Raw genomic sequence first — 25953 nt, forward strand, 5'->3', positions numbered from 1 at the left:
GACCCATGCGCATCGGACTCTTCGCCACCTGTCTGGGAGACACGCTCTTCCCCGAGGCGGTGAAATCCACCGCGGTGCTGCTGGCCCGGCTCGGCCACGACGTGGTGTTCCCGCCCGGCCAGACCTGCTGCGGCCAGATGCACGTCAACACCGGCTACCAGCGCGAGCCCGTCCCGCTCGTCCGTAACTTCGCCGCCCAGTTCGGCGACACCTCCATCGAAGCCGTCGTCATGCCGTCGGGCTCCTGCGCCGGATCGGTCCGCCACCAGCACGAGATCGTCGCCGAGCGGTACGGGGACGCGGCGCTGCGCGCGGGTGTCGCCACGGTCAAGGCGAAGACGTACGAACTGTCCGAACTCCTGGTGGACGTGCTGGGCGTGACCGATGTCGGCGCGTACTTCCCGCACCGGGTGACGTACCACCCCACCTGCCACTCGCTGCGCATGCTCAGGGTCGGCGACAAACCGCTGCGGCTGCTGCGGGCCGTCGACGCGATCGACCTGGTCGAGCTGGACGAGGCCGACGCCTGCTGCGGGTTCGGCGGCACCTTCGCCGTGAAGAACGCCGACACCTCGGCGGCGATGCTCCAGGACAAGATGCGCCACGTCACCGCCACCAAAGCCGCCGTGTGTACCGCCGGCGACTCCTCCTGCCTGATGCACATCGGCGGCGGGCTCTCCCGTATCAAGGCCGGAACGCGCACCCTGCACCTCGCCCAGATCCTCTCCTCCACCCGCACCTCGCCGCACGTCCTGACGGAGGCCGCCCGATGAGCGCAACCTTTCTCGGCATGCCCGCGACGCCGCCCCGCTCCCCGTACGGCACGGGCCATCTGCGCGGCGACCGGATGTTCCCCGCCGCCGCCCACGACGAACTGCGCAACGAGCAGCTGCGCCGCAACCTCGGCCGCGCCACCCGCACCATCCGCGCCAAACGCATCGGCGTCACCGGCGAACTGCCCGACTGGGAGGAGCTGCGCGACGCCGGGGCGGCCATCAAGACCGACACCATGAACCGGCTCCCCGAGCTCCTGGAGGAGCTGGAGCGCAACGTCACCGCACGCGGCGGCACCGTCCACTGGGCGCGCGACGGCGTCGAGGCCAACGAGATCGTCGCCCGGCTGGTCCGGGAGACGGGCAGCGACGAGGTCATCAAGGTCAAGTCGATGGCCACCCAGGAGATCGGCCTCAACGAACACCTCGAATCCCTCGGCATCACCGCGCACGAGACCGACCTCGCCGAACTCATCGTCCAACTCGCCCACGACAAGCCCTCGCACATCCTCGTCCCCGCCATCCACCGCAACCGGGACGAGATCCGGCAGATCTTCCTCAAGGAGATCCCCGGCGTCGACCCGGCCCTCGACAACGTCCCCGCCCACCTGGCCGCCGCCGCCCGCGCCTATCTGCGCGAGAAGTTCATGACCACCCGCGTGGCCGTCTCCGGGGCCAACTTCGGCATCGCCGAGACCGGCACCCTCTCCGTCGTCGAGTCCGAGGGCAACGGCCGCATGTGCCTGACCCTCCCCGACACGCTGATCACCGTCATGGGCATCGAGAAGGTCCTCCCGCGCTACCAGGACCTGGAAGTCTTCCTCCAGCTCCTGCCGCGCTCCTCGACCGGCGAGCGGATGAACCCCTACACCTCGATGTGGACCGGCGTCACCCCCGGCGACGGACCGCAGACCTTCCACCTGGTGCTCCTCGACAACGGCCGCACCGCCGCCCTCGCGGACCGCATCGGCCGCGAGGCGCTCAACTGCATCCGCTGCTCGGCCTGCCTCAACGTCTGCCCGGTGTACGAACGGACCGGCGGGCACGCCTACGGCTCGACCTACCCCGGGCCGATCGGCGCGGTCCTGACCCCGCAGCTCGCCGGCATGGACGCCGCCAAGGATGACCCGAACAGCTCGCTGCCGTACGCCTCCAGCCTCTGCGGGGCCTGCTTCGACGCCTGCCCCGTCAAGATCGACATCCCCTCGCTGCTGGTCGAGCTGCGCCACCAGCACACCGAGCGGTCCGGCACCACCGCCGAGAAGCTGGCCATGAAGGCGGCCGGTGCCGTGATGAGCCGGCCCAAGGTGTACACCGCCGCGCAGAAGGCGTCCCGGCTCGGCCGCGTCCTGGCCCGGGACGGGAAGCTCCCAGCACTGCCGCCCCCGCTCAGCGGCTGGAGCGACAGCCGCGACACCCCCGCCCCGCCCCAACAGACCTTCCGCGCCTGGCTGGCCTCGGCCGAGGGCACGGCCGCCATGCGCGAGGCGTCCGCCGAACACACCCGCAACCAGCAGCAGGAGGACGGCGCATGACGACCGCCCGCGACATCGTGATCGGCCGCGTCCGGGACGCGCTCGCCCTCGCACCCGCCGGGGAGACCCCCGTCCCGCGCGCCTACCGCACCGGGCGCACCCTCCCCGACGAGGAACGCCTCGCCCTCTTCACCGACCGGCTCCTCGACTACAAGGCGCAGGTCCACCCCTGCACCGCCGACCGGACCGCCGAGGTGATCGCCGAGGTGCTGCGGGAGCGGGGAGCCGAGCGGATCGGTGTGCCCCCGGGGCTCGACACCGGGTGGCTGGCCGCCTACGAGGGCGAGGTCCGGCAGGACTCCGCGGACATCCCGGCGCCGCGCCTGGACGACCTCGACGGTGTCGTCACCGCGTCCGCCGTCAGCTGCGCCGAGACCGGCACCATCTTCCTGGACGGCTCGCCCGACCAGGGGCGACGGGCGCTCTCCCTCGTGCCCGACCTCCATGTGTGCGTGGTCGACCTGTCGGCCGTGGAGGTGGGTGTGCCGGAGGCGGTGGCCCGACTGGTTCCGGAGCGCCCGACGACGCTGATCAGCGGGCCCTCGGCCACCTCGGACATCGAGCTGGAGCGGGTCGAGGGCGTCCACGGCCCGCGCACCCTCGCGGTCGTGATTCGCACAGACGTTTAGGTCATCGTGCGGGGCGGGATTACGCTCTCTGCCTGGCATGAACACACTTACCCTCTGGCAACTGGCGGCACTGGCCGCGGCGTCCGCACTCGTCGGCTTCTCCAAGACGGCCGTCAGCGGCGCCAACACGATCAGCCTCGCGGTCTTCGCGGCGGTCCTCCCCGCCCGCGAATCCACCGGGGTGCTGCTCCCGGTCCTCATCGCCGGCGATGTGCTCGCCGTCCTCGTCTACCGGCGCCACGCGCACTGGCCGACCCTGCTGCGGCTCTTCCCGGCCGTCGCGGTCGGCGTGGTGGCGGGCACCCTGTTCATGATGTGGGCCGACGACGCCACCGTGCGGACCTCGATCGGCGCGATCCTGGTCTTCATGGCCGGCGTGACCGTCTGGCGCCGCCGCCGGGCGGAGACCGTCGCGGAGCCCGGCGCGGAGGACCGGCCGCCGACCCCCGGTGAGCGGCTCAAGGCACGCTCGTACGGGGTGCTCGGCGGCTTCACGACCATGGTCGCCAACGCGGGCGGCCCGGTGATGTCGCTCTATCTCCTCTCGGCCGGATTTCGGAAACTGGGCTTCCTGGGCACCTCGGCCTGGTTCTTCCTGATCGTCAACACCTCGAAGGTGCCGTTCAGCGTGGGCCTCGGGCTCATCGACGGGCGCTCCCTGCTGCTGGACGCCTGCCTGCTGCTGTTCGTGCTCCCGGGCGCCTGGCTCGGCCGCCGCTGCGTGGACCGCATCAATCAGCGGCTCTTCGAGCGCATCGTCCTGGCCGCCACCGTCGTCGGCGGCCTCCAGCTCCTCCTGACCTGACGGCGTGACGCCGGCGGCCCCGGCGGACACACGTCACGGAGCACCCGCCCCGCCCCCTCGCGGCCCTACGCCCGGCCGGCGGCGCACCCCTGCTCACCCGCACCACCGTGACCGCCCTGACCGGCCGCCCCCGCCTCACCGGCGTGCGCGTGCGCCACGCGGACGGCCGCACCGCCACCCTGGCCTGCGACACCGTGGTCTTCACGGCCGACTGGATCCCCGACCACGAACTCGCCCGGCGCGGCGGCCTCCCGATGGACCCCGGCACGCGCGGGCCCGCGCACGACCCCGCCCACCGCACCGGACGGCCGGGGGTCTTCGCCGTCGGGAACCTCCTGCACGGCGGTGAGAGCGCGGCCACCGCCGCCCGCGAGGGCCGGGCCGTCACCGGGCCCGTGCTGGCCCACCTCGCCGCCGGGACCTGGCCGGCGAGCGGGCCGCCCCTCGCCGTCGCCGCACCGCTGGAATGGATCGCCCCCAACCTCGCCGGGTCCGGCGGACGCCGGCTCCGGATGCGGACCGGCGGGCGGCTGACCGTGCCGCTGCTCGTCGTCAGCCAGGACGGCGTACTGCCGCACCGCGAACGCCTGGTGCGATCCGTCGCGCCGGGCTGCTCCTTCTCCCTCGCCGCCGACTGGCTGGGGCGCGTCGACCCCCACGGCGGCACGGTGCGCATCCGGCTCGGCCGAGCGGGAGGCGGCCGCTCAGGGAATCAGCAGCCAGTCCGAGCCGATCGCGGCGACCAGCCCGACGGCCAGCAGCCAACTGCCCAGCCGAGTACGACCGTTCCGGCTCAACTCGATCACGATCCCGCAGAGGATCAGCGCCAGCCCGTACACCCCGACCACCAGCACGGACGCGCGGCTCGCGAGCCGCAGCCCGAGCACCACCGCCATCGCCGCCATCCCGGCCGAGGAGAGCACGATACGCAGCCGTCTCGCCTGCCGCGGGGTCAGCCGGCGCCCGCCGGTGTCCCCGCCCTCCGCGAGACCGCCGACGGGGGCGCCCGCGACGTCCTCGGCCCGGTGCTCGGCGGTGGTTTCGGCGGTGTCCTCGGCTATCGGGGCGTCCAGGGCTCGGTCCTGGTCAGAAGTGCTCATGACGCGGGATCGTAATGGTTCGACCCCGGTCCGTTCGCCGTTGTCAACCAACACCGTCGAAACCAGGCCGACTTGTGGCTCACGGCTGGTCCGCCCGCAGCCTCGGTGCCTCAGCCGCCGCGTCCACCGGCCCCGCGCCCGTGCGCTCCACCCGCACCGCCAGCCCCCGCGCCCAGCCGGTCAGCTCGCCGAGCCCCATCCCGTGCGCCTCGCCGGCCCCGTACGCCTCCAGCGCCGCCGCGCCGCGCCGCAGCAGCCGCGCCCCGCCCGTCGCGTTGCCCCGGGCGGCATGCGTCAGGCCCACGGCCAGCTGGGCGAGCCCGCGCCACAACTCCCGTTCCGCGTCCGGGCCCGCCTTCCACGCGTCCTCGAAGACCTCGTGCGCGTGGAACGGCATCCCCGCGTCCAGCAGCCGCTGCGCCTCACGGACGGTCTCACCGGCGGTGCGTCCGACGCCCTCCGGCTGGCGTTCCACCCCCGGCGTCCCGTACGGCAGCGGGCGTCCCAGCCCGTCACGGGGGCGCGCGTTGTGCGCCCGTCCCTCGGCATCCCGGTCCCTGCGTGTCTCGTTCACGCCCCCGATTGTGCCCCGCACCTGCGGCGAACTGTCCGAACCACTGTCGGTGGAACCCAGCGCGCGACTAGGCTCGACCATCATGGTCACCACTTTGGGGGAGGGTAGGCATGAAGCCGTCCCGGCCGCTTTATGAGCGCGAACCGGAACTCGCCACTGCCGCACAAGCCATCGACGCGCTGTGCGGGGCACAGGCCACCGGCGGGCTGCTGATCTACAGCGGCGAGGCAGGCATCGGCAAGACCGCTCTCCTGGAGGAGATCCAGGCCATGGCGGCGGACCGGTGCACCATCTGGTCGGCACGCGGCGGTGAGACGGTCACCTCGGTGCCGTTCCACGTCGTACGGCAGCTGCTCCAGCCGGCCCTGGGCCAGTTCCCGCCCGACGACGTACGGGCCCTGTTCGGCCCCTGGTTCGACAGCGCCGCCCCGGCCCTGGGGCTGGCCGAGCCCTCCGGCCCGCAGCCCGACCCGCAGGGTGTGCGCGACGGCCTCGACTACGTCGTGAAGCGGCTCGCATCCCGGCTCAGCCACCGCCCGCTGCTCCTCATCATCGACGACGCCCACTGGGCGGACGGCGAATCCCTCGCCTGGCTCTCCTCGTTCACCGCCCGCCTCGGCGACCTGCGCGTGCTGGTCGTCCAGGCCCACCGGCCCGAGGAGCTGGCCGCCCGCGAGGCCGCGCGCAACGCGGCCGACGGCCACCCCGCGCAGATCCGGGTCGCCCTGCGCGCCCTCACGCCGGACGCCACCGCGGAACTGGTCCGCGCCACCCTCGGCGAGCACGCCGACGACCCGTTCTGCCGCGAGGTCTGGGCGGTCACCGGCGGAAACCCCTACGAGGCGGTCGAGCTCGTCGCCAAGGTCCAGGACAAGGAGCTCGCCCCGCTGGAGGAGTCCGCCGGGCTCCTGCGCGAACTCGGCGCCTCCGCCCGGGGCAGCGGCCTCGTCGCCCGCCTCGAACGGCTCGGCACCAACGCCAACCGGTTCGCCTGGGCGGCCGCCGTCCTCGGCACCGACATCTCCCAGGACCTCGCCGCGACCCTGGCCGGGATGAGCTCCGCCGAGGCCGCGGACTGCACCGCCCGGCTGCGCGAGGCCCGCATCGTCAGCGGCTTCGACCCGCTGGAGTTCGTGCACCCGCTGATCGCCTCGGCCGTCTACCGTTCCATCCCGCCCGCCACCCGCACCGCCATGCACGGCAGGGCCGCCTGGGCCATCACCAACGCCGGACTCGGCCCCGCCGCGGCCTCCCGCCACCTGCTCGAGGTCCACCCGGACGACGACCAGGAACTCGTGGAGCAACTGCGGGCCGCCGCCAAGCAGCACCTCGCCGTCGGCGCCCCCGAGGCTGCCCGGCGCTGCCTGGAGCGCGCGCTCGAGGAGCCGCCGCGCCACGACGTACGCGCCACCCTGCTGTACGAGCTGGGCTGCGCCACGCTGCTCAGCTCCCCGGCCACCACCGTGCAGCACCTGCGGGCCGCCCTGGACATGCCCGGGCTCGTGGACGAGCTGCGGGTGGACGCCACGTTCCGGCTCGCCGCCGCGCTGTCCCACAACAACCAGCTCAAGGAGGCGGCCCTGGCCCTGGCCGCCGAGGCCGAACGCACGGCGCCCGGACCCGGCCTGATGCGGCTCCAGGCCGCCCACTTCCTCTGGGAGGGCATGCAGGCCACCGAGGAGGACGGCCCCGGCCGCTCGCGCCGGCTCGCGGCCAACGCCGACCACCTCACCGGCCGGGACAACGCCGAACGCGCCCTGCTCACGCTCCGCGCCTTCGACGCCATGCTGCGCGGCGAGAACGCCGAGATCATCGTCGACTTCTGCGAGCGCGCCCTGGTGGACGGCCACCCGGCACGCGGACTCGGCTGGACCGATTCCGAGTGGGGCTTCGAGCTCCCCGCCATGGTCGGGATCACCTACGCCTTCACGGACCGGCTCGACCGCGCCGAGGAGCTGTTCGGTGAGGCGGTCCGGGCCTTCGAGATCTCCGGCTGGAGCGGTGCCCACCTGGCCTTCGCGCACACGCTGCTCGGCCTGGTCCACCGCCGCCGGGGCCGCCTCGCCGAGGCGGAGGGCTTCCTGCGCGAGGGACTGCGCCTCGCGGACCGCGTCGGCAGCGGGCTCCCCGTCCACTGGGACGCGGCCTGCCTGCTCATCGACACCCTGCTCGCCCGGGGCAAGGTCCCCGAGGCGCGCAAGATCGCCGACCAGTACGACTTCGGCCTGCCGTACCCGAGCGCCATGGTGCTGCCGGACGCCCCCTGCGTCCGGGGCCGCCTGCTGCTGGCCGAAGGCCGTACGAAGGAAGCGGTGACCGAGCTGGAGGCGGCCGGGCGCTCGCTGGAACCGCGCGGCCGGTTCAACGGCATCTGGGCCCCCTGGGCCGGCGACCTGGCCCGCGCCCTCGCCGACGAGGACCCGGGCCGCGCCGCCCAGCTCGCCAACACCGCCCGGGTCCACGCGGAGCGGTTCGGCACGGAGACCGCCATCGGCGAGGCCCTGCGCTGCGTGGCCCTCTTCGCGCGCCCGGAGGAGTCCGTACACCTCCTCGGCGAGGCGGTCCGCCACCTGGAGGCGTCGCCCTCCGGCTACGAGTTCGCCCAGGCGCTCGTCGACTACGGCATCGCCATCCGCTCGCCCCGCGAACTGGCCCGCGCCCACAAACTGGCCACCGCCTGCGGCGCGGAAGGACTGGCCGCCCGCGCCCAGCAGGCACGCGCGTCGATCCGGTCCACCGAGTGAGGTAATGTTTTCCCTGCAGCCGCCACCCGGCCAGACCGGGTCAGTGGCAGCGGGACGTGGCGCAGCTTGGTAGCGCACTTGACTGGGGGTCAAGGGGTCGCAGGTTCAAATCCTGTCGTCCCGACTGGTGACAGTCGCAGGTCAGGGCAGGTTTCGGAGCAATCCGAAACCTGCCCTTGATCATTTTTGGGGACCAGTTGGGGACCAAGTGGTGGTCCGGCGTCCTTGACCGGGTCAGCGGGTCATGACGATGGGGCTCGGGAGTGAGCGTGGTGCGCGCAGCGCGCTGAAGTGGGCCGAGAGTGCCGTTCCGGCCGCTGTGATCTTGTGGACGTCCGGGTGAAGGTAGCGTTGGGTGGTGGTCAGCGAACCGTGGCCGGCGATTCTGCGGAGGACGTGTACCGGGACCCCGGCGTCGGCGAACCAGGTCAGCGCGGTGTGCCGGAGGTCGTGGCGGCGCAGATGCTCGTAGCCGAGCTTGGTGACCACGTCGTCCCAGTGTGTGGCGTCGCGGAGGACGGCTGTGGAGATACGTCCGCCTCGCGGGCCGGTGAACAGGCGGGCGTCCGGATGGGGGCCGGCGGACAGGATGCGCTGGGCGACGAGGGGGCGGATCTCTTCGACGATGGGAACCTTGCGGGCCCGCTTGCCTTTGGTGCCCTTGTCGGTGAGTCCGCCTGGCGCGGGTGTGGTCTGACGGCGCACGGTCCAGATCCACTGGGTGGTGTCGATGTCTCCGACGCGGCAGCCTGAGATCTCCCCGATCCGTGCGGCGGTGCACGCGGCGAAGATGACCACGTCGCCCCAGCCGCGGTACTCGTCGTGGGAGGCGGCCACGAGTGCGTCGGCCAGTGCAACGAGTGTTTCCCAGTCGGGCAGGGCGAGCGCGCGCGGGTCGAGGAGTTCGTCCTCGGCCTGCTTGTAGAGCTTCTGCCAGCCGGTCACCCGGGCCGGGTTCACCTTGATGATGCCGTCCCGCACTGCCTGCTCCATGACACGGACCAGGACGGCGATGGTGTTCTTCACCGTTGAGCGGCTGTGCTCGTCGGCGATCCAGTTCTGCACGGTGCGGTCGACAGCACCGTTGGTGATCATGCGGACCGCGAGGTGGCCCAGAGCGGGCACGACACGCATCCGCCAGCCGGCGAGATAGGGGTCGAGAGTTTTCAACTCCAGCCCGCGCAACGCGAGGTCCATGTTCGCGTCGCCGTACTCGGCGAGCTTCATGGTGGCGAGCGACGGGGATAGCCCTGCCTCAGCCGCTTCGATGATGGACTGGAGCCACTCCTGCGCTTCGTCCTCGTCCGCCTTTCCTTCCGACAGGGACAAGCGCCGCTTCGTGGCCGGATCGAACCAGCGGACTCGCGCGCGGTACGGGTTGGGGCGGTCGGGCCGGTACTCGATATCAGTGCTAAGCCGGACCCCGACCGGCACCGTGGCCTTCTCAGCCATCAAGCTTCTCGACGCGGGTCGGTCCGGTGGCTGTGCAGCCATTCTTCGACGTCGACGGCGCTGTACATGATGACGCGTTCCGAAACGGCGACGAACGGCGGGCCCTGAGGCGGCCGAGCGGTACGCCAGCGGCGCAGGGTTGAGGAATCTACACGCAAGCACGCGGCGAGGTCGCTCGTCGAATACCAGGCGTTGGACAGGAGAATGGACCGGCTGTCGTCTTGGACGAAAGGGGAACCGTCCGACCTGTCCATGCGCGGCTTACGATCTGAGCTGGATGCTATCGGTTCGGTGGACAAGTGCTAGGAGTCTCCGGGTGGTATGGAACGCCAAGGCGATTCGATGAAATCCAAGGCGGCAGACGTCGCTGCTCGCAGTTGGATCGATCCGCCGTGGCGCTCGGAGCAAACGGTGGACAACAATCGTCCGCGCAGACGCCGGTTTGGCTAACCGGCGATGTGCGGCTATGTTCCACTCGTTTGCGACGAGACATCCGGAGGGTAGCTACCGTTCGCGATGAGACTTCTCGTATGCATCACCGTCGTATACGCGGCTGGGGTACCAGGCGTTGTGCCGTTCCAATGGCTTCCGATGACGCACCATGTGGAGTGCGTTGCCATCCTTGAACCGGTCGCAAAGGGCGCCTGACCTGCGGTTTCTTGCGTGCGCATTATGTGCGTTGTGGGCGTTACGGGCGATATCTTGACGCTGAAATGACGCTCGTGACGCTCATTTGGCGCTCGTTCTGATGGGGCGTCACCTGGCTGATCGTGCAGGTCACGTTGGCTGGGAGGCGCGCTGCCGTGGGCTGGTTTTGCGGGAACTTGAAGAAGATTTCGCCGGGTTACGGCGCCCGCCGCTGGTTGCGGTGGCAGGCGCGCTGCTGCCGTACTTCGGCGGGCCGGGCGTGTGGCGGAGCGGGCGTCAGTAGGTGGGGCCGTAGGGGCTCCAGCGCCCGAGGAAGGGCTTCAGGTCGTCGGGGCGTGGCTCGGGAATGGCGGGCAGCCGGGGCGGTGTGTTCAGTGGGTCGAGGCGCTCCACGCGGGCTGCTGCCCAGTCGATCCAGGCTTCGGCTTCGGTCCGGGTCTGGCCTGGGGGCATGGCCTCGACTCGGGTGCGTACGGCGTTCACATACTCCGTCAGTCGGGCGGCGTGGCGCCATGCCGCTTCCTGCGCCTCGAAGTGCCTGACGCGGTACGCCTCGGCGTACCGGATTCGGGCTTCTTCCACTGCGGCTTCCCAGCGGATGCGCTTCTGGCGTGCCACTTCGATCTCGTCCAGACGTCTGCGTTCGGCGGCTTCACCGCGAAGCGTGACCTCCTGCACGATCTCGGCGAGCTGATCTTCCAGGGGACGGCCAGAGGCATCGGACCATTCGCTGGCCCGATGCGGCTGGCCGCCGCTGAGGACGAAACGGAGACGCTCGGACGGGGTGTAGTCGAAGCGGGGAATCCTGACCCATGAGTCCTTCTTGGCCGCCGCGAGCTCCTTCTCGGTGGCGACGTGCTCGGTCCGGTCCTGCTCCTGGAGGACAAGGAACCCCACAGTCTGGCCCTGTGCGGTGATGGTGAAGTGTGGAGATGCCCTACGACGGCGATGAGACAGGGGCGCGAAGCCGGTCTGTCCTGCCGAGCTAGGATGCCCTTCGGCCTCGGCAGCGATGATCAGCGCCTGGACGAGCCGGAGGGCACGTCCTTGGACGGGCTTCGTGAGGCCCAGTGGCTGTTGTTCGTTCTGCATGGCCCGGACCACGGTGTGCGGCCGCGTGAGCCGGGAGGGAACGGGGACGGGTTCGAGGACGGCGAGGCGCCAGGCGGGGATGCCGACGAGCTTGATCTCGTACCCGCCCTGGCACCAACCCCCGTACAGCTCCTTTGTCTCCGGAACCTTTCCGGACCTGCGTGCCGCGGCGAGGCGGGATGGCCACTTTTCCAAGTCCAGACCGCTGCCGCTCTTGACGATTCTGCCGCCGGCCTCCGCGAGCTCCTGCAGCAGCTGCTCCGTGAACGTCATTCGAGGCTGTGATGGAGGGCTTGGCCTCCGCCCGGCGGCCGGAGTTTCCTGCGCTTGGGTGGACTGGGGTCGTGGAGCGGCGGCCTGGGTCTTCGGCGGGCGTGACCCCCGGGGAGGGTACGCGCCGTGCGCCAGGTAGTGCTGGCCAGCACTCGTCAGGGTGACCCTCCACTGCCCGGCCTTCCAGGAAACCGTGACCAAGCCCCGGTTCTGCAGTGCCTGACAGGTGCTCTTGTAGGAACTGGTCTCCCAAACGCCGTCAGGGCACCCGTCTTGCACCCACTGCAGCACCGAGAGTTGCCGCTCATTGACCTGCCGTTCCAATGGTCCGCCTTCGACTTTAGGTTGACGTACGACGGCGGCATGTTGTCAGTTCCGTTCGTCAGCGATAGGTGGTTCGAAGAAATTTGCTCGAACGAGTGGAGTGACGTGGACCATGGCTATGTCCGCGCGGGCGGCGTCTTCACCGTTGCCGTCAACTCGGTCCCCGTGACCTGCTGGCGAGTCAGCCCAATGGCTTCGGTCGGCGCCTTTAGCCACTGAACTTCGCGCGCAAGCGTTCGTTCTCCTTCTCCAGCGTCTCAACGCGTCGTTCGAGTTCGGCTCGTGTCGGCTTCTTCGGGGGCGGCGGAGGTGTAGGGACCCTGGGCTCCGGTGGCTCGCCGCGCAGTCCGATGGGTTCGAAGGCCACGATCGTTTGCCAGGCACCTCCGCACTCAGGGCATTGCTTCCTGGATCCTCCAGCATCGATGGGGTCGGTGTACGTGTAATGCGCCGCCGTCTCGATGATGTGGCCGCAGTACAGCCGGACACGCCACCGCATGATCTCGTGGTCGGCCTTCTTGAAGGACTGCATCAGCTTCGCGACGTTCTCGAACGCCTGGCGGCGGCGCTCTGCCATCGCCGGGTCTGCCCGGCATTTGGCGTTGTCCTCTTCGACCTGTCGTCGAATGGAGGCGCTGCTCTCCTGGCTCTGCTTCTGACGGCGGTGGTCCCTGGGGGTGAGTTCGTACTCCTCCAACGGAACCCCGCTGCTTCGGTATTCGACTTCGCGCATGACGGTCAGCGTAGAAGCGGTGCCTACGCGGCCGTGGGGAAGAGAACGGTCTTGGTCAACCAGCTTGCGGATTCTGCCCATGAGTGACTGCCGGGGTGCGTGTCGCGTACGCTCCGAGGCCAGCCGCGTGGGCTTGCGTGGTGTGGCGGCGATGGCTGCTCTGAAGCAAGCCATGGGTTACCGCCGACGAGCAACCGACGGTCCCGGTCAAGCCGCCGCCAGGCGCAAACCCAGCACCGCCGCCCATCCACTCGAACGAAACAAGAGCAGACGGATTCCCGCCAGTTAGCCGGTTTTGATCAATCGGTGGCTCAGTACGTGCGCTGTTGGGCAGTATGCCGTCCTGGGGTGTTGATCGGTTGAGGGAAGCGGAGGGGGAACATGGCGATCAGTGTGCTGCCGGTGGCTGCGGAACAGACGGAGCTATTGAACGCGGTCATCGCTTTGGGCGACCGGTACACCAAGTATCTGGGTCTGCTGACGCCGCCTGCCTACCGTAAGCACGCCGAGGACGACGGCCTGCTGGTGGCCCTGGATGGCGAGGAGGTGGTCGGCTACGCGCTCTTCGGGTTGCCCAAACGGAGTCTGCATGTGCGGCTGGCTCACTTGTGCGTGGCAGAGGAACACCGAGGCAAGGGTGTCGCTCGTGAGTTGATCGAGGCGATCCGAGCGCGGCATGCTCATCGGCTCGGCATTCGTGCGAAGTGCCGGCGCGACTACGGGCTCAGCGACATGTGGACGGCGCTGGGCTTCGTTCCCAGGGGAGAGACCCTGGGGCGGGGCAAGGACAAGGAGACTCTGGACAGCTGGTGGCTCGATCTGGGGCACGAAGACCTGTTCACCGAGGCCCAGAGCGATGCGCTGCTGGTGGTGACCGTGGACCACGGAGTGTTCGCCGGGCTGCGCGGTACGGGGACGGAACGCGCTGTTGAGGAGTCACGTGCTCTCGAAGCGGGATGGCTTGCCGAGTTGATCGAGCTCGCGTTCACTTCGCAGCTTCTGCATGACGTGCGTGATGTCGAGGAGCGTGAGGCGCGCACCCATCAGCGTGCGGGGCTCGCCGAGCTGCGGTCCCTGTCTCCCGACAGTGCTGCCGTTGCCATCCGCTTGGAGGAGCTGGTCGCGGCAGCGGGGAAGGAGCTGCCTGATGTTCCCCTTGATGGCCGGCAGCGAGCCCGCTTGCGCTACGTGGCCGAGACGTCGTGTGCCGGGCTCCAGGTGCTGGTGACGCGCGATCCCGCACTGGCGGCTCTGGCGGACATCGCCTGGGACGTCGCACGGGTCAAGGTCGTCTCGCCGGCGGTGGTCACGCTGCATGTGGACGAACTGCGCCAGGCCCAGGTGTACCGTCCTGCGGATCTCATGGGCACTGCCTTCTCCGCCGAGGAGATCGTGCCAGGCAGTGAAGGAGGGCTGGTAGCCTTCTTCGATCAGGCTGAGGGCGACCGTGGAATGGCCTTCGCGGAGCGGCTGAAAAGTCTCGCCGATGACGGGGTGCTGTGGCGCAGGGAGCTGCTCCGAGACGGAGAGGGATATCCGGTAGCCCTCTACGCCTGGGCCATGGACGGCCGCACGCTGAACGTCGCGTTCCTCCGCACGGCATCGCACCCGCTGGAGGAGACACTTGCACGGCAACTGCTTTTCATGCTCAAGCGGCTCGGCCGAGAGCGAGGGGCGCAGGCGGTCCGTATCACTGATCCGTTCCTATCGCCGGTAGCAATGTCGGCTGCCGGTGCCGACGGCTTCACCGAGGACGAGAGCGGACTCACCGCACTCTTGGTCGACGTCTGCGGACCTGCTGAGGTCGTCTCGGAGAAGGCAGCGGAGATCGCGGTCCGGATGAGGCGATCGACGCCACGGCTGGATGATCGCGTGTCGCCCGAGATCGCGAGCATGGTCGAGCGGGTGTGGTGGCCGGCCAAACTGATCGACACGGCCCTGCCTTCCTTCATCGCACCCATCAAGCCGCGCTGGTCCACGGAGCTCTTCGACGTTCCGGCCATGCTCGTTCCCCGGGATGACGTCCTGGGCATCAGCCGCGAGCACGTCTACTACCGTTCGTCCGGACACCGAGGAGAGAGCGTTCCCGCCCGGATCCTGTGGTACGTCAGCGAGGGGACTTCCGGGCAGCAGGGCAAGATGGTCATCGGCTGCTCGCGCCTTGACGAGGTGGTCATCGACGACCCCGACACCCTCTTCTCGCGATTCGAACACCTGGGCGTATATGGTCATGCCGAGGTGTGTGCTGCAGCCGATGTGTCCGGCAAGGCCATGGCGTTGAGGTTTTCGGACACGGAGATCTTTCCCGTACCGGTGACGCATGCACGAGTGACCGCGTTGGCCAAGGGGCTGGGGCTACGGTGGGTACCGCCGATGCAGCTGTCGAAGATCAGCAACGCGCTGTTCCAGGCCATGTACGAAGAGGGGCACCGAAAGACGTGAGTGATCCGGAGCGCGCGATGCTGCTGTCCGTCCACCCTCGGTTTGCCACGGCGATCCTGGCTGGGACCAAGACGGTCGAGGTCCGCCGCCAGCGCGTCGCCGCCCCACCGGGAACTCCCGTGCTCCTGTACGCGACCGCGCCCACGATGGCCATCGTGGGCATGGCGCGGATCGCTTCCGTGCAGGTGGCCTCCCCTCGGGAGGTCTGGTCGGCCAGCCGCACGAGTGCCGGGATCAGTCGGCGAGAGTATGACGAGTACATGAGTGGAGCGACTCAGGCCAGCGGTCTGTCACTCGAGGAACCGATCACCTTCGAGGACCCGGTATCGCTGGCCGCGCTGCGAGCCTCCGGCACGTTCCACCCGCCGCAGAGCTACCGGTACTTGACCGGCGAAGACCTCCGGAAGGTCGCTGAGGTAGCACCGGTGACCGGAGCGGCCCTTCAGGGTGCATTGAACGACCTGACGCCAGCCTAACTTGATCTTTAACCTGTGCGGCGGGGCCGTGGGTTGGTGGGCTTCTTCCGGGATGCGGTGGTGCCCGCTTTGCGGGGTGTGTGAACGTCGTGGCGTGGGGTGGGCCGGGTGTTCTTTCGACCCGGTGGTCGTCCGGGGCCGGGGCTGGTGGGTTTCGGTGCTCTGGCGGGACAGGTGGCTGTGGGGCGGATGTGCCGAAAGTCGCGGCGGACACGTCCGGGCGTCAGTCTGTCGGCGGGAACGGGCCTGTCCCATGGGCGGCGTCGGTCGGCTGCCAGTGGCCGGGCCAGTCGCAGTTGGGTGTAGGCGGCGAGGATCAGCCAGGTCCAGCGGTCGGCCGCTTCGGGTGTGCGGATCTTCGGGCAGGTCCAGCCGAGGGTCTGTTTGAACAGGCGGAAGGTGTGCTCGATGTCGAAGCGTCGCAGGTATGCCTGCCAGAGCCGGTCGGTGTCCGCTGCGTCTGCGTCGGTGCCCGACCACCACAGCCAGACCGGCTTCGGGGTGGCTCCGCTGGGCAGGTGGTCGATGTCCAGGCGGATCACGGTTCCTTCGATGATCGGGAGGGTGCCGTCGGCCGTGGCCCAGGACGAGCGGTGGGTGAGTTTGGGGTGGAGCCGGTCCCAGGACCGGGCCAGGGCGGTGCCGTAGAGACGGGTGTCGGTGGCCGTGTGCGTGTCCGGGGTGCCCCAGGTGTCGGGTTGGCCGAAGACGAACTCGCCTCCGTGCCGGGGCGGCCGGCCCTTGGTGTGAGGTTCCCGTGGCGGGGCCGGACGGCGCAGGACGCGGTCCGAGCGCATTCGGGCCAGCACCTGCACGGGCAGATCCTTCAGCAGGAAGGCGAGGCGGGGCGCGTCGTATCCGGCGTCCGCGATGATGAGGATGTCCGGGTCTCCGCTCTGCCACTGACCTGCCGTGATCAGCCGCTCGACCAGGTCGCGCAACTGTCGGGCGGTGGCGGTTGCGGTGTCGTCCCCGGGCGCGAGACGCAACGCGTCCAGCGGCGCGGTCCACGAGCTGCGGCCGGGTTCCAGCGCGCAGACGATCGAGTAGGGCCACCCGGGAACGGGGATGTGCTGGTCCTTGCCGCGGCCGTAGGTGTGACACAGGATCCGCTGAGGTGAAGTGTGAGCGTCTGGCCGTAGCCAGCAGGTGACGTCGACGGCCAGGACCAGCCGGCCGTCCGCCGACCGGGGCAGCGGTACCGAGGCCAAGGTCCGCCGCATCCGCTCGGCGTCGATTCGGCCCTGGGCGAGCGCGGCGTAGAGCCCGCCGTGACCACGGCGGTGTTCGCCCACCAGTGACAGCTCGACCAGCGACCTCACCGGCCCGTCCTCACACAGAACCGCGTCCGCCAGCTCGAACAGGGCATCCGAACGAGCAGTGAGACAGGAGTAGAACTCGCCCCGGAAGCCTGACAGTTCCGCCAACGGTTCTCGCCGGGCATCGTGATGCAGCAGACTCATCCTCACGGCCTTCGTGCTGGACGTGTGTGTTCCTTGGTCGGAGCACATGTTCAGACGAAGGCCGCTTCCGTGTACGGCAGATACCAAACTGAGTGATCAAGTACGACGCACCGTTCGACGCCGCACGTTAAAGATCAAGTTAGGCGGCAGGATCGCAGAGGAATTGGCTGGGGCGACCCGACCAGGTGATCGACAGCTGCTCGCGGGCGCGTGTGGCGGAGACGAAGAGCAGAGACTGCTCGCGGCGGAGGTCTGCGGCGTACTGGAGGCGGTCCTCGGTCTCTGGGGTGACAGCGCTGGGCAGCGGCATGTGCTGGGTGCTGGCCCCGACGATGGCGACAGCGCGGTACTCGAGCCCCTTGATGCGGTGCATCGTCATGACGTGGACGCCTTCGTCGGGGTCGGGGACGCGGTAGTCCTCGACCTTTACCGCGGCCAGCTTGGCGTCACGCAGTGCCTGAACAGCGCTGTCGGCGATCGCGTGGGTTCGGGCTACTACCGCGATCTCGTGGGGCTTGATCCCTTCCTGCTGCCAGATGTCTACGCGTTTGGCCAGCGCTGTCATCTCTTCGGAGGGGGTGCGATAGCCGGTGGTTTCAGGTCTGGCCCCCGCCAGGACGGAGCGGTATCCGCGGAGCTGTTCCGGGTTTCCGTCGAGGTCGTCGAACTTGGAGTCGCCGAGCAGGTTCAGGGAGGCGGCGAGGATTTGCCGGGTGGTGCGGTAGTTGAGGGTCAGCCGCTTGGAACGGCCACGGATCTTGATGCCGTGGGCACTCAGGGACGTCCGGTTGTCGTAAATCCGCTGGTGTGCGTCGCCGACGATGAACAGGTCGTCGTCGCCGTCGGGGACCAGCGCGCGCAGCAGCTTCCAGTGGGCGGCGTGCAGGTCCTGCGCCTCGTCCACGACGATGTGACGGTACGGTCGCTCTTCGTCGGACCAGCCGGAGGCGATCCGGGCTGCCTGAACGGCGAGCTGGGTGACGCCGGCGGCCTTTTCACGGTCGAGTCTGCGCTCGAATTCCTCGACGAGGGACCAGACCTCGGCGCGTTCGGGGCGGTTGAGGCGTCGTCCGCGCCCGGCGCGGCTGGCGGCGAAGTACTCGTCGCGGCTGCGGATGTCCTGGGCCAGCACCACCTGCTTCCACTCGGCGTCGAGGAAGCGGCCGTCGAAGCGGGGCGTCTGCTGCTCCTGGGAGAGTTCGATCCACCGGTTGAGGATCTCGCCGTCCTTGAGTCTGCTGGGCGCTTCCGCGCCGAAGGTCTCCTTCACGGTGCCGTAGGCGACCTTGTCGATGTTCCGTACGTCGACCTTGGCGAGCAGTTGAGCGCCGCCGAGGTCCTTGAGCATGGACTTGAGCAGGTTGGCGAGGTTGGTGGTGAAGGTGGTGAGCAGGATGGCCTGGCCGGCGGGCAGACGTTCGGCTAGGGCCTTGACGCGGTGCAGGGCCACGACCGTCTTGCCTGTTCCGGGGCCTCCGGTGACGCGGACGGAGCCCTTATAAGGGGTCTTGCGCTCAGCCAGCGCCCGCTGTGCCGGGTGCAGGAAGATCCGCCAGGCGGACAGGGGCTCGGTGAGGATCCGCCCGAACTCGGCGAAGTCGCCGGTGACCACGAAGGCTTCCTTGGTGGCGGGGCGTTCGATCGCGGCCTCGTAGTCCTGGGTGTCGACTTCGTCGTCGGTGGCCGCGAGCGAGCTGACCTGCTCCCAGACCTCTTCGACGGACATGCCGTCGGCGAGGCACAGGATCACGTCGCGAGCCAGCTTGGGCAGGGTCTCGACGATGCCGAGGACCGCGTCCTCGCTGCGGATCTCGCGGAGCGCCGGAACGATAGAGGTGTGAACGCCCAGTCGTTCGAAGTCAGCGTCGGAGACGCCGGCGAACAGCGACGGGGTGTCGGGTGCGATGTCGGCGGCCTTCGGCTGTCCGCTGAGCGTGCCATAGAGGCTGCCGAGGTTGATCAGCTCGATGCCGCCGGTGACCTTGTTGATGTCGAAGAGGATGTTCGCGGCGAAGTCGTAGGCGTCGTCGTGAGGCAGCACAGCGACCAGGTAGTAGATGCGGTCGGCGTAGTGCATGAGCACGGCCCGGTAGTTGTCGGTGACGCGTGCGGTGCGGACCCTCTTGTCCTTGGCGCCCTTCGGCGGCTTCAGGTTGAGGCCGTTGGAGTCCGGGTCGCGCTGCATCTTCATGATGAACTGCAGCACCTGCGGCTGGACGGAGCCGTCCAGCGCGTCGTAGGACCTCCCGAAGACGTCCGCCATGATCACCTTGGCGCCGGACATCAGTTCCCCTCCAACTTCTTGATGAGCTCAGTTACATTCACGGCGCCGGCTCTCGCGACATACCATCCGTCGCGCGCGAAGAGGGCGTCTCGCCGCTCGTCCAGGTCGAGGAAGACGGCGACCTTCTCCTCGGGCCAGGCGAGTTCGGCCTGGATCGCCTGGTCTCCGTACTCGAAGCCGATTTCCGGGACGTCGATGCGTCCATTGCGGGCTTCCTTGACGAGAGCGCGCAGGACGTCCTCGACCTGGGACGAGGCCCATTCGATCGCTTCGGTCCATGCCTGGGGCAACGCCTGCTGGGCCCCTGCCTCCGTGGGCAGAGCACTGGTCAACAGAGCCACGGTGTGCGGATCGACCTGGTCACTGGTGGATACCGCGACCTGGTGGAAGGAACGGGGGAGTTCGTCGCCGCCGGAGGGCTGCAGGAACTGCAGCAGGTTCGACCAGCGCAGCCAGTCCGTCCAGCGGTCCTTGTGCTCACTGTCTGCGATGGCTTCGGCTCGGTCGTCGAGCACAGCCAGTGCGGACCATGCCCGCATGTCCGGTTGCTTGCTGCGCGGCTCGGGGCGGCGGTCCAGCAGGCCGATGATCCGCGTCTGGCCTGTGGTGCGTGCATCGAACGCGACGGCCTCTGCGGCCGAGGCCGAGGCCGACAGGTTCGCGCCGCGCAGTACGTCGTGAAGCACCCGTCCGGTCACTTCGCGGTCCACCGGCTGCGGGCGCGCCGCTGCTCCGAAGCCGCCCAGCAGGCCGGCCGACCGTCGAGCCCACTTGGCGCGATCGGGGTCGGCGAGGAACTCCAGCAGGGTCTCGACCGGGTTGCGAAGCACGGGGTCCAGGGTGTCGTCGGGGCGGGCCTGGCCAACCAGGCTCTGGTGGATCTGCCGGGCGAGCTGGAGTGCAGTATCCGTGTGAAGGGGCCGGGCATGGGCACGAACCTGCTGGCCTTCCGCCGCGCCGCTGACTCCCGCTGCCCACGTCATGACGTCGTCCCAGGTCAGCTGCCAGACCAGCACCCCGTCCGCTCGGAGGGCCGCCCGCTTGGCAGCGTCGTCGGCGATGCGGTTGACCGTCTCGCTCGCGTGGAAGGCGAAGCCGTCGAGGAAGACCGCGACCCGTTCCGCTGGGCCGTCGGTGCGCTCCAAGAGGAAGTCGGGTTCGCTGGGCACCGAGGTGTTCATCCGTACGTGGTCCCGCATGCGCCAGCGCGTGGCCGCATCACCGCGGGTGAAACGGAGTTCGTGCTCCACTCCGCCCTGGCCGGCCTTGGCAGCGACCGATCCGTCCTCCTCGTCCCTTCGGCCCCAGGTGATGAGGGTGCGAACGAACCGGTCCTCCAGCTCGCTGTCGACGAGCTGGTCGATGCGGACGCCGGAGAGAGTGTCGACGGCTTCGACCGCCCAGTCCTTGAGGATCTCGTCCAGGAGTTCCTTCGCGATGCGCAGCGAGACGTGCGGATGTTCGCTGCTGGATACGAAGGGAAGCAGGCAGCGGTGGCAGGGCGTGCGCTGCTCCTCCTTCTGGCAGGGGCAGTCCCGTAGCGCTGTCTGCGCGAGGGTCAGGACGCGGTGCAGCACCGCGGCGTCCGCCAAGTGCTCCAGGTAGCCGGTGCCGCCGGGCATCGAGTCGTGCAGGACGAGGAACCGTCGTCGCAGTTCCTGGCTGTCGCCGGGCATGCTGTCGGTGACCACACGGATGTGGTCGGGAGCGCCGCCGAAGTGCTTGGTGATGCCCAGGAGCAGGGCCGCCTTGAAGGAGATGAGGCGGTCGGCGAGGTCCATCGTGGAGACGGGCAGCAGGATGCGCAGCGCCTGGGTGGTGAGCTCGTGGGCGAGCAGCAGCTTCTCCGTCGGCTCGTGGGCGACGCCGTCGTCGCGGTGTGAGCACCAGTACGCGTGCCGGGTGCCGATCCGCTGGGCCGAGGGGTCCCATGCCTCCGGGTGGGTGCCGCGCACACCTCCGCATTCCAGGCACGTCTCGAAGCCGGAGACCTGGACGTCTTCTCCGCGGATCGCGTGGGTCGACCCGGGTGCGGCTGAGGGTCCGAGGTTGATCGAGCGGATCGTCGCCACGCGGGCGAACTCGACGCCGAAGGGCAGGCCGCTGCCAGAGCGGCGCCACGCCCTCAGCCCTTGCGGCTGGTCCTTGTCGATGTCGACGAGCGTGACCACGTCGAACTGTTTCCGCTCGCGTTCGTCCCGCTCGTCGGTCAGCCGGGCGTCTTCGCGTCGCTCGCGGGCGAGGACCCGCTCGGGCACCAGCACCTTGTGTACGGCCCCCGGGTCGGCGATCTGCGGTGCCTTGCAGCGCGGGCAGGCGGTGATGTCGAGCCCGGTTTCCTCGGTGGCCACGAAGCCGCATTCGGGGCAGAACCGCCACAGGGCGTACGCGTTCTCGCCGCCGCCGACACCGGTGCCGAGGTCTACGGTGCTGACGATGAACTTGTAGCCGTCGCTGTGGAAGATGTTGCCGGGGGCAAGTTCAGTCAGCGCGAGCCGGGAGCCGCGGCCGTAGTCGATCGAGCTCTCGTCGAATTCCCCGTCGCTGTCCTTCCACCACAAGGTGGCGTCCAGGACGGTCGCTTCGTCGTGGAGGGTGTAGTTGGGCAGCAGGCCCAGCCGCACCAAGGCGTTGATCGAGTTCTCCGAGACGAGGGCATCCCGGCGCTTGCGTACGGTCCGCTGCTCGGCGAAGAGCTGGCGCCGCTGCTTGTCGCGTTCGGGATCACCGGAAGCGGTCGACAGCGCGTCGAAGGCCCGGCCGATCTGCCGCATCCTCGAGCGCAGGGCAGCCACTCGCTTGTTCCACGCACTGGCCGCGGCTCCGACGGCTTCCTCTAGGCCCTGGGCGGCGAAGTGCTGGACGCCCTGGGCCGCGGCCGGGGTCATCGCGGGGAACAGAGCGATGAACGCGTCGGACAGCTGGGCATGGCGGGTGCCCGCGACGTCGAGGAAGCGCCTGAACCAGCCGTCCTCGGCCAGGCCATGTCCGAAGAGCTCCCCGATGCGCGGAGGCATGGGGCGTTCGGGGATCGCCGTGCCTTCCCACAGGCTGCGGTCCGCGGCGCGGTCGAAGAGGAAAGCCAGGTACTGGCGGCGCAGGATCTCCGAGGCGTCCAGGTAGCAGTCCGGCGGGATGATCCGGCCCGCCAGCATCTGCTCCGGAGCGTGCAGGTAGTAGTGGCTTCGGGCGCCTCGCGGTACGAAAGTGACGGTGAGCGAGTTGCCGGTGCTGCGGCCCGCCCGGCCGATCCGCTGCGCATAGTTGGCAGGTGCAGGCGGCATGGAGGCGAGAAGGACGGCAGACAAGTCGCCAATGTCGATACCGAGCTCAAGGGTGGGCGTGCAGGTGAGAACGTTCGGGTCGAAGGCCGAGGCCCGGTTCTTGAAGGCAGCTTCAACATGCTCACGCCGCTCGCGGCTGAGCGCGCCGGTGTGTTCAGCGGTCAGTACGTCGCCTGGACGGTCGATGGTGTACAGGTGCCGGTAGTAGTCGGCGGTGTAGTCGCGGTCGTCCTCTACGAAGTGGCCCGAGCAGTGGAACCGCAGGCACGAGGTGCCCATCCAGTCCTGGCGGCGGCTCGGTGGCACGGTCTGCCGCCAGGTGCAGGTGTCGCAGCGCACCCCGCACGCGTTCACGCCGTCTTCCCCACCTGGTGCGGCAGCGTCGTCGATGCGGTGTATGAGGACGTTGCGGGGCTTGAGCGCGTATACGAGCGCGCCGCCTTCGGCGTGGTAGGTGGCCAGGATGTCGTGCTGGGCGAGCAGCTTCATGGCGAGCTCGGCCACCGCTCGTGCCTCACGCCGGTCGCAGCCCAGCGAACGGTGACCCCAGTCCGCGAACCAGGTGTTGTCGCGGGTCAGGGAGTCGAAGCCGGTGGTCCCGGTGCTGCCCGATACCGGAAACGCAGGGGCGGCGAGGCCCCTGGGGAAGGCAGGCATGCCAGTGGGGCGGCCTCCCCAGACCGGCCAGCGCCTTGCGCCGGCCTGCCGGATGTACTCCTGCAGCCAGGGGTGATACAGAGCCCCGCGCAGGCGGAGTCGCTCGGCCAACCCGCGCAGGAATACTGCGTACGCCCCGTCATCTGGAGGCAGTGAAATCTGTCCCGGCAGGCGCTGATGCCGCTCCCGCAGTTCGGCGCAGAGCGCGGGCAGATCCTTGAGGTCGACCTCCGCGGCAGCGGTTCGGGTCAGCTCCAGTGTGCGGCCCAGACGGGAGCGCAGACCGAACTCCATGAGGGTCTGGAAGACCATACGGCTCTGCAGCATGTCCGCGCCGGCATCACTGAAGTCCTCTGTTTCGTCGAGGAGGGTGAGGATGTCCGGGTTCTCTCGCAGGTCGGGCGGGACGATAGAGGCGAGTTCGCTGCGCTTGCCCGCGCCTGCGGCCGTCACGACAGCCTCGGCGGCGTCAGCGGCGAGATCATGTACAGCGACAGGCTGGCCTGTGGTGAGGTGATTGGTAAGCAGACCGCGGAAGGTGAAGCCGAAACTGCGGTTGGCGATGAACGCGGCGCGGTGGGTGGCGTCCTGCACCGAGTCGGTGAACACGAGCAGCTTCCGCTCGTCGCCGGCGAGTCCCCGGTCAGAGAAGAGCTGTGTGGTGGTGACCGAGGCGAGAGTGGCGGTGCCGGCACCGAGGAAGCGCATGCCGTCGTCGAGACCACACGAGGGGCACTCCTCGTCAGGGGCTGCGGGCAACGGCCCGTGGGGTGTGATGACCGCGACGGTGTCCTCGGTCGGGTTGGTCGTCAGCCGCTCGTTCTCGGCGTGCAGGTGCAGTACGGGGTACTCGTCCGGGCGAGCCCGGAGCATCCAGCGCGCGGCCCGCTTCTTCTGCGCCGAAGCCTTGTAGATCTCCAGGGTGTTCGTCTTGAGCTGCTGCCACTCCAGTTCCGTGGACAACGCAGCCCAGCCGGACCGCCCGCAATGACGGCAGTACACGGCAGGAAGATGCCGCCGGTAGGGCGGCCCTACAGGGCGACGCGACGCATCGGTCCGCTCTCCGCCCTCCCCGGCGCTGTCGACCTCCGTCGGCTGATAGATGGCGAGGTTGGCAGGGTTCGGCCGGGAGTCCCCGGTCGGCCCATCATCGTCGTACCAACGGAAGTGGGGCTCGGCGGTCGCCGCACGGATGACGCGGCGGACCTCACGCACCCAAAGCTGGGCCTCAACCCGTAGGAAAGGGCCAAGCTTCCCCGTCACCGGGTGCAGGGTGCGGGCGTGCGAGATCAGTGCGAGGATCCGCGCGAAGGCGAGCTCGACAAGCCGAGGGTCGCTGCGCGCTGCCTCATCCCAGGCCGGCCCGCCACCGCGCTGGGCGAACTCGCGGGCGATGTCGGGGATGGCGACCGGGCTGCTCCCGGCGACGTCGAGGATCGCCTTGACCAGGATGTGCTGCTTGAGCTTGGTGCCGATCTGAACCGGATCACTGAGGGGCTGGCCGAGCATGAGCCGGGCCAGGTCCAATAGCGCCGACTCGTCGTCCAGGGGGTCGGGCAGCGCCGCCAGAGCCGCAGGGGCCGGCGAGGGGAGCAGGAAGTCGGGGTCGGTGACGACCTCTCCGGGCAGCAGCCGGTTCTCGCCGATGAGCGCGGCGTCGGGAAACGGTGTCCCGAAGACCTTCTCCGCGAACTCACGCAGCAGCTCCCGATCGGACCTCTCAGGCCCGTCGAGGGCCAGGGACGAGGAGCCGCTGGGCATTCCCCCGCCGAGCGTCGCCGACGTCGCCACGGGCGTGATGTCGCCGAGAGGGCGTCCCTCGCGGGCTGCCCCGGTGGCTGCGCCGAGGCGGCGCAACAACATCGCCACGTCGGTGCCCTGGGCGCCGTCGTAGGTGTGGAACTCGTCGAGGACGACGAAGGCCAGGGAGTCTGATTTCCAGAGCGGGGCATCCGGAACGCGCTGGAGCAGGAGATCCAGCATCTTGTAGTTGGTGAGCAGGATGTCCGGCGGGTCAGCACGGATCGCGTCCCGATCGGTGATCAGGTGCTTGATGGTGGGATCGTCGGCGAGGCACGTCGCACCAGTGTCGCGGCCGTACAAGCCGGGCTCGTTCTCGTCTTCGTCCGATGCCGAGCGCGGGCCGGAGGCACCGCCGATGTAGATGCCGGCCGTGACGTCCTTCAGCGCCGTCTCGGTACCGAGGAAGTCATCAATGCGGCGAGCCTGGTCATCGGCCAGGGCGTTCATCGGGTACAGCAGCAGGGCCTTGACACCCCGCTGTCCCGCGGCACGGGCACGAGCGCAGTGGTCCAGGATCGGTACGAGGAACGACTCGGTCTTACCGGATCCGGTGCCGGTGGTGACGATGGTCGGTTCCGGCTGACGCCCAGCCTTCGAGGACAGCCGCTGCCAGGCCGCGGCCTGGTGCGTGTACGGCGTGAAGTCCTTCGGGCACCAGTCGAGTGCGGACTCCCAGCCTGAGCCTGCCTCCCGGAAGGGGGTGCGCACACGCAGATACGGCCCCCGGAACAGCCGGCTCTCCGGCCGCTCCAGGAACGCGTCGAGTTCGTCGCGCACATCGTCATCGGCCAGTGCAAAGCTCGTCGTCAGGTAGGTAGCGAGGGCACGGCGAAGGTCCTCGGCGACCAGAGAGGGCAGCATG

Annotated in this window: 16 protein-coding genes, 1 tRNA gene and 1 pseudogene; 9 read left to right on the top strand and 9 right to left on the bottom strand. The window is 69.4% G+C overall.

The window, feature by feature from the left end:
- The first annotated feature begins 5 nt into the window (after positions 1–5).
- The 5 genes and pseudogenes from ACLQ2N_RS33420 to ACLQ2N_RS33440 all read left to right on the top strand — a co-directional run.
- Entirely contained in the window at positions 6–773 is a 768-nt protein-coding gene (locus ACLQ2N_RS33420; RefSeq protein WP_425819115.1) for a (Fe-S)-binding protein, read from the top strand.
- Positions 770–2308 (top strand): LutB/LldF family L-lactate oxidation iron-sulfur protein, encoded by a 1539-nt coding sequence (locus ACLQ2N_RS33425; RefSeq protein WP_425819117.1) that lies wholly within the window; start codon positions 770–772, stop codon positions 2306–2308. The genes ACLQ2N_RS33420 and ACLQ2N_RS33425 overlap by 4 nt, the downstream gene beginning before the upstream one ends.
- Complete coding sequence (locus tag ACLQ2N_RS33430) at positions 2305–2937, top strand: LutC/YkgG family protein (RefSeq protein WP_425819119.1); 633 nt, start codon at positions 2305–2307, stop codon at positions 2935–2937. Before ACLQ2N_RS33425 ends, ACLQ2N_RS33430 begins: the two co-directional genes overlap by 4 nt.
- A gap of 37 nt (positions 2938–2974) precedes the next feature.
- A complete protein-coding gene (locus ACLQ2N_RS33435) occupies positions 2975–3742 on the top strand; it encodes a sulfite exporter TauE/SafE family protein (RefSeq protein WP_425819121.1) in 768 nt (255 codons plus the stop codon).
- A gap of 89 nt (positions 3743–3831) precedes the next feature.
- Positions 3832–4107: pseudogene (locus tag ACLQ2N_RS33440) on the top strand (FAD-dependent oxidoreductase); the annotation flags it as partial.
- A 339-nt stretch (positions 4108–4446) separates the two neighbouring features.
- Here ACLQ2N_RS33440 and ACLQ2N_RS33445 read toward each other — a convergent pair.
- Both ACLQ2N_RS33445 and ACLQ2N_RS33450 read right to left on the bottom strand, forming a co-directional pair.
- Positions 4447–4842 carry a hypothetical protein gene (locus tag ACLQ2N_RS33445; protein WP_425819123.1) on the bottom strand — a complete coding sequence of 132 codons (396 nt, stop codon included), beginning with the start codon at positions 4840–4842 and terminating at the stop codon, positions 4447–4449.
- A 79-nt stretch (positions 4843–4921) separates the two neighbouring features.
- Positions 4922–5416, bottom strand: a complete 495-nt coding sequence (locus tag ACLQ2N_RS33450; protein ID WP_425819125.1) for a DUF309 domain-containing protein — start codon at positions 5414–5416, stop codon at positions 4922–4924.
- A 110-nt stretch (positions 5417–5526) separates the two neighbouring features.
- On the opposite strand from ACLQ2N_RS33450, the gene ACLQ2N_RS33455 reads away from it, so the two are divergent.
- Both ACLQ2N_RS33455 and ACLQ2N_RS33460 read left to right on the top strand, forming a co-directional pair.
- Positions 5527–8160 (top strand): ATP-binding protein, encoded by a 2634-nt coding sequence (locus tag ACLQ2N_RS33455; protein ID WP_425819127.1) that lies wholly within the window; start codon positions 5527–5529, stop codon positions 8158–8160.
- A 50-nt stretch (positions 8161–8210) separates the two neighbouring features.
- Positions 8211–8284 (top strand) — tRNA-Pro (locus tag ACLQ2N_RS33460).
- Positions 8285–8394: 110 nt separating this feature from the next.
- Here the strand turns inward: ACLQ2N_RS33460 and ACLQ2N_RS33465 are convergent.
- The 4 genes from ACLQ2N_RS33465 to ACLQ2N_RS33480 all read right to left on the bottom strand — a co-directional run bounded on the left by ACLQ2N_RS33465 (position 8395) and on the right by ACLQ2N_RS33480 (position 12682).
- Complete coding sequence (locus ACLQ2N_RS33465; RefSeq protein ID WP_425819129.1) at positions 8395–9612, bottom strand: tyrosine-type recombinase/integrase; 1218 nt, start codon at positions 9610–9612, stop codon at positions 8395–8397.
- Positions 9612–9866, bottom strand: coding sequence for a helix-turn-helix domain-containing protein (locus ACLQ2N_RS33470; protein WP_425819131.1), 255 nt, complete (start codon positions 9864–9866; stop codon positions 9612–9614). Before ACLQ2N_RS33470 ends, ACLQ2N_RS33465 begins: the two co-directional genes overlap by 1 nt.
- Before the next feature lie 670 nt (positions 9867–10536).
- Entirely contained in the window at positions 10537–11625 is a 1089-nt protein-coding gene (locus tag ACLQ2N_RS33475) for a hypothetical protein (protein ID WP_425819133.1), read from the bottom strand.
- Between the two features lie 532 nt (positions 11626–12157).
- Positions 12158–12682: a hypothetical protein gene (locus ACLQ2N_RS33480; protein ID WP_425819135.1), complete on the bottom strand. Its 525-nt coding sequence runs from the start codon at positions 12680–12682 to the stop codon at positions 12158–12160.
- A 381-nt stretch (positions 12683–13063) separates the two neighbouring features.
- Here ACLQ2N_RS33480 and ACLQ2N_RS33485 point away from each other — a divergent pair, with 381 nt between their 5' ends.
- On the top strand, positions 13064–15124 hold the full coding sequence (locus ACLQ2N_RS33485) for a GNAT family N-acetyltransferase (protein ID WP_425819137.1): 2061 nt from the start codon (positions 13064–13066) through the stop codon (positions 15122–15124).
- On the top strand, positions 15121–15600 hold the full coding sequence (locus ACLQ2N_RS33490; protein ID WP_223837665.1) for an ASCH domain-containing protein: 480 nt from the start codon (positions 15121–15123) through the stop codon (positions 15598–15600). Before ACLQ2N_RS33485 ends, ACLQ2N_RS33490 begins: the two co-directional genes overlap by 4 nt.
- 8 nt (positions 15601–15608) lie before the next feature.
- On the opposite strand, the gene ACLQ2N_RS33495 is transcribed toward ACLQ2N_RS33490, so the two are convergent.
- From ACLQ2N_RS33495 to ACLQ2N_RS33505, 3 genes are all read right to left on the bottom strand, one after another.
- Entirely contained in the window at positions 15609–17063 is a 1455-nt protein-coding gene (locus ACLQ2N_RS33495; RefSeq protein WP_425819139.1) for an NF041680 family putative transposase, read from the bottom strand.
- 139 nt (positions 17064–17202) lie between these two features.
- Positions 17203–19347, bottom strand: coding sequence for a UvrD-helicase domain-containing protein (locus tag ACLQ2N_RS33500; RefSeq protein WP_425819141.1), 2145 nt, complete (start codon positions 19345–19347; stop codon positions 17203–17205).
- Positions 19347–25952 (bottom strand): DEAD/DEAH box helicase, encoded by a 6606-nt coding sequence (locus ACLQ2N_RS33505; protein WP_425819143.1) that lies wholly within the window; start codon positions 25950–25952, stop codon positions 19347–19349. The genes ACLQ2N_RS33500 and ACLQ2N_RS33505 overlap by 1 nt, the downstream gene beginning before the upstream one ends.
- Position 25953 lies beyond the last annotated feature (1 nt).

Source organism: Streptomyces sp. DT224, assembly GCF_049844595.1.
In the GTDB taxonomy this organism is placed as follows: Bacteria; Actinomycetota; Actinomycetes; order Streptomycetales; family Streptomycetaceae; genus Streptomyces.

Coding starts and splice junctions, on each gene's coding strand:
- ACLQ2N_RS33495 (WP_425819139.1), bottom strand. CDS start 17,063: ATGAGTCTGCTGCATCACGATGCCCGGCGAGAACCGTTGGCGGAACTG.
- ACLQ2N_RS33420 (WP_425819115.1), top strand. CDS start 6: ATGCGCATCGGACTCTTCGCCACCTGTCTGGGAGACACGCTCTTCCCC.
- ACLQ2N_RS33475 (WP_425819133.1), bottom strand. CDS start 11,625: ATGACGTTCACGGAGCAGCTGCTGCAGGAGCTCGCGGAGGCCGGCGGC.
- ACLQ2N_RS33485 (WP_425819137.1), top strand. CDS start 13,064: ATGGCGATCAGTGTGCTGCCGGTGGCTGCGGAACAGACGGAGCTATTG.
- ACLQ2N_RS33455 (WP_425819127.1), top strand. CDS start 5,527: ATGAAGCCGTCCCGGCCGCTTTATGAGCGCGAACCGGAACTCGCCACT.
- ACLQ2N_RS33480 (WP_425819135.1), bottom strand. CDS start 12,682: ATGCGCGAAGTCGAATACCGAAGCAGCGGGGTTCCGTTGGAGGAGTAC.
- ACLQ2N_RS33505 (WP_425819143.1), bottom strand. CDS start 25,952: ATGCTGCCCTCTCTGGTCGCCGAGGACCTTCGCCGTGCCCTCGCTACC.
- ACLQ2N_RS33470 (WP_425819131.1), bottom strand. CDS start 9,866: ATGGACAGGTCGGACGGTTCCCCTTTCGTCCAAGACGACAGCCGGTCC.
- ACLQ2N_RS33435 (WP_425819121.1), top strand. CDS start 2,975: ATGAACACACTTACCCTCTGGCAACTGGCGGCACTGGCCGCGGCGTCC.
- ACLQ2N_RS33425 (WP_425819117.1), top strand. CDS start 770: ATGAGCGCAACCTTTCTCGGCATGCCCGCGACGCCGCCCCGCTCCCCG.
- ACLQ2N_RS33430 (WP_425819119.1), top strand. CDS start 2,305: ATGACGACCGCCCGCGACATCGTGATCGGCCGCGTCCGGGACGCGCTC.
- ACLQ2N_RS33445 (WP_425819123.1), bottom strand. CDS start 4,842: ATGAGCACTTCTGACCAGGACCGAGCCCTGGACGCCCCGATAGCCGAG.
- ACLQ2N_RS33500 (WP_425819141.1), bottom strand. CDS start 19,347: ATGTCCGGCGCCAAGGTGATCATGGCGGACGTCTTCGGGAGGTCCTAC.
- ACLQ2N_RS33465 (WP_425819129.1), bottom strand. CDS start 9,612: ATGGCTGAGAAGGCCACGGTGCCGGTCGGGGTCCGGCTTAGCACTGAT.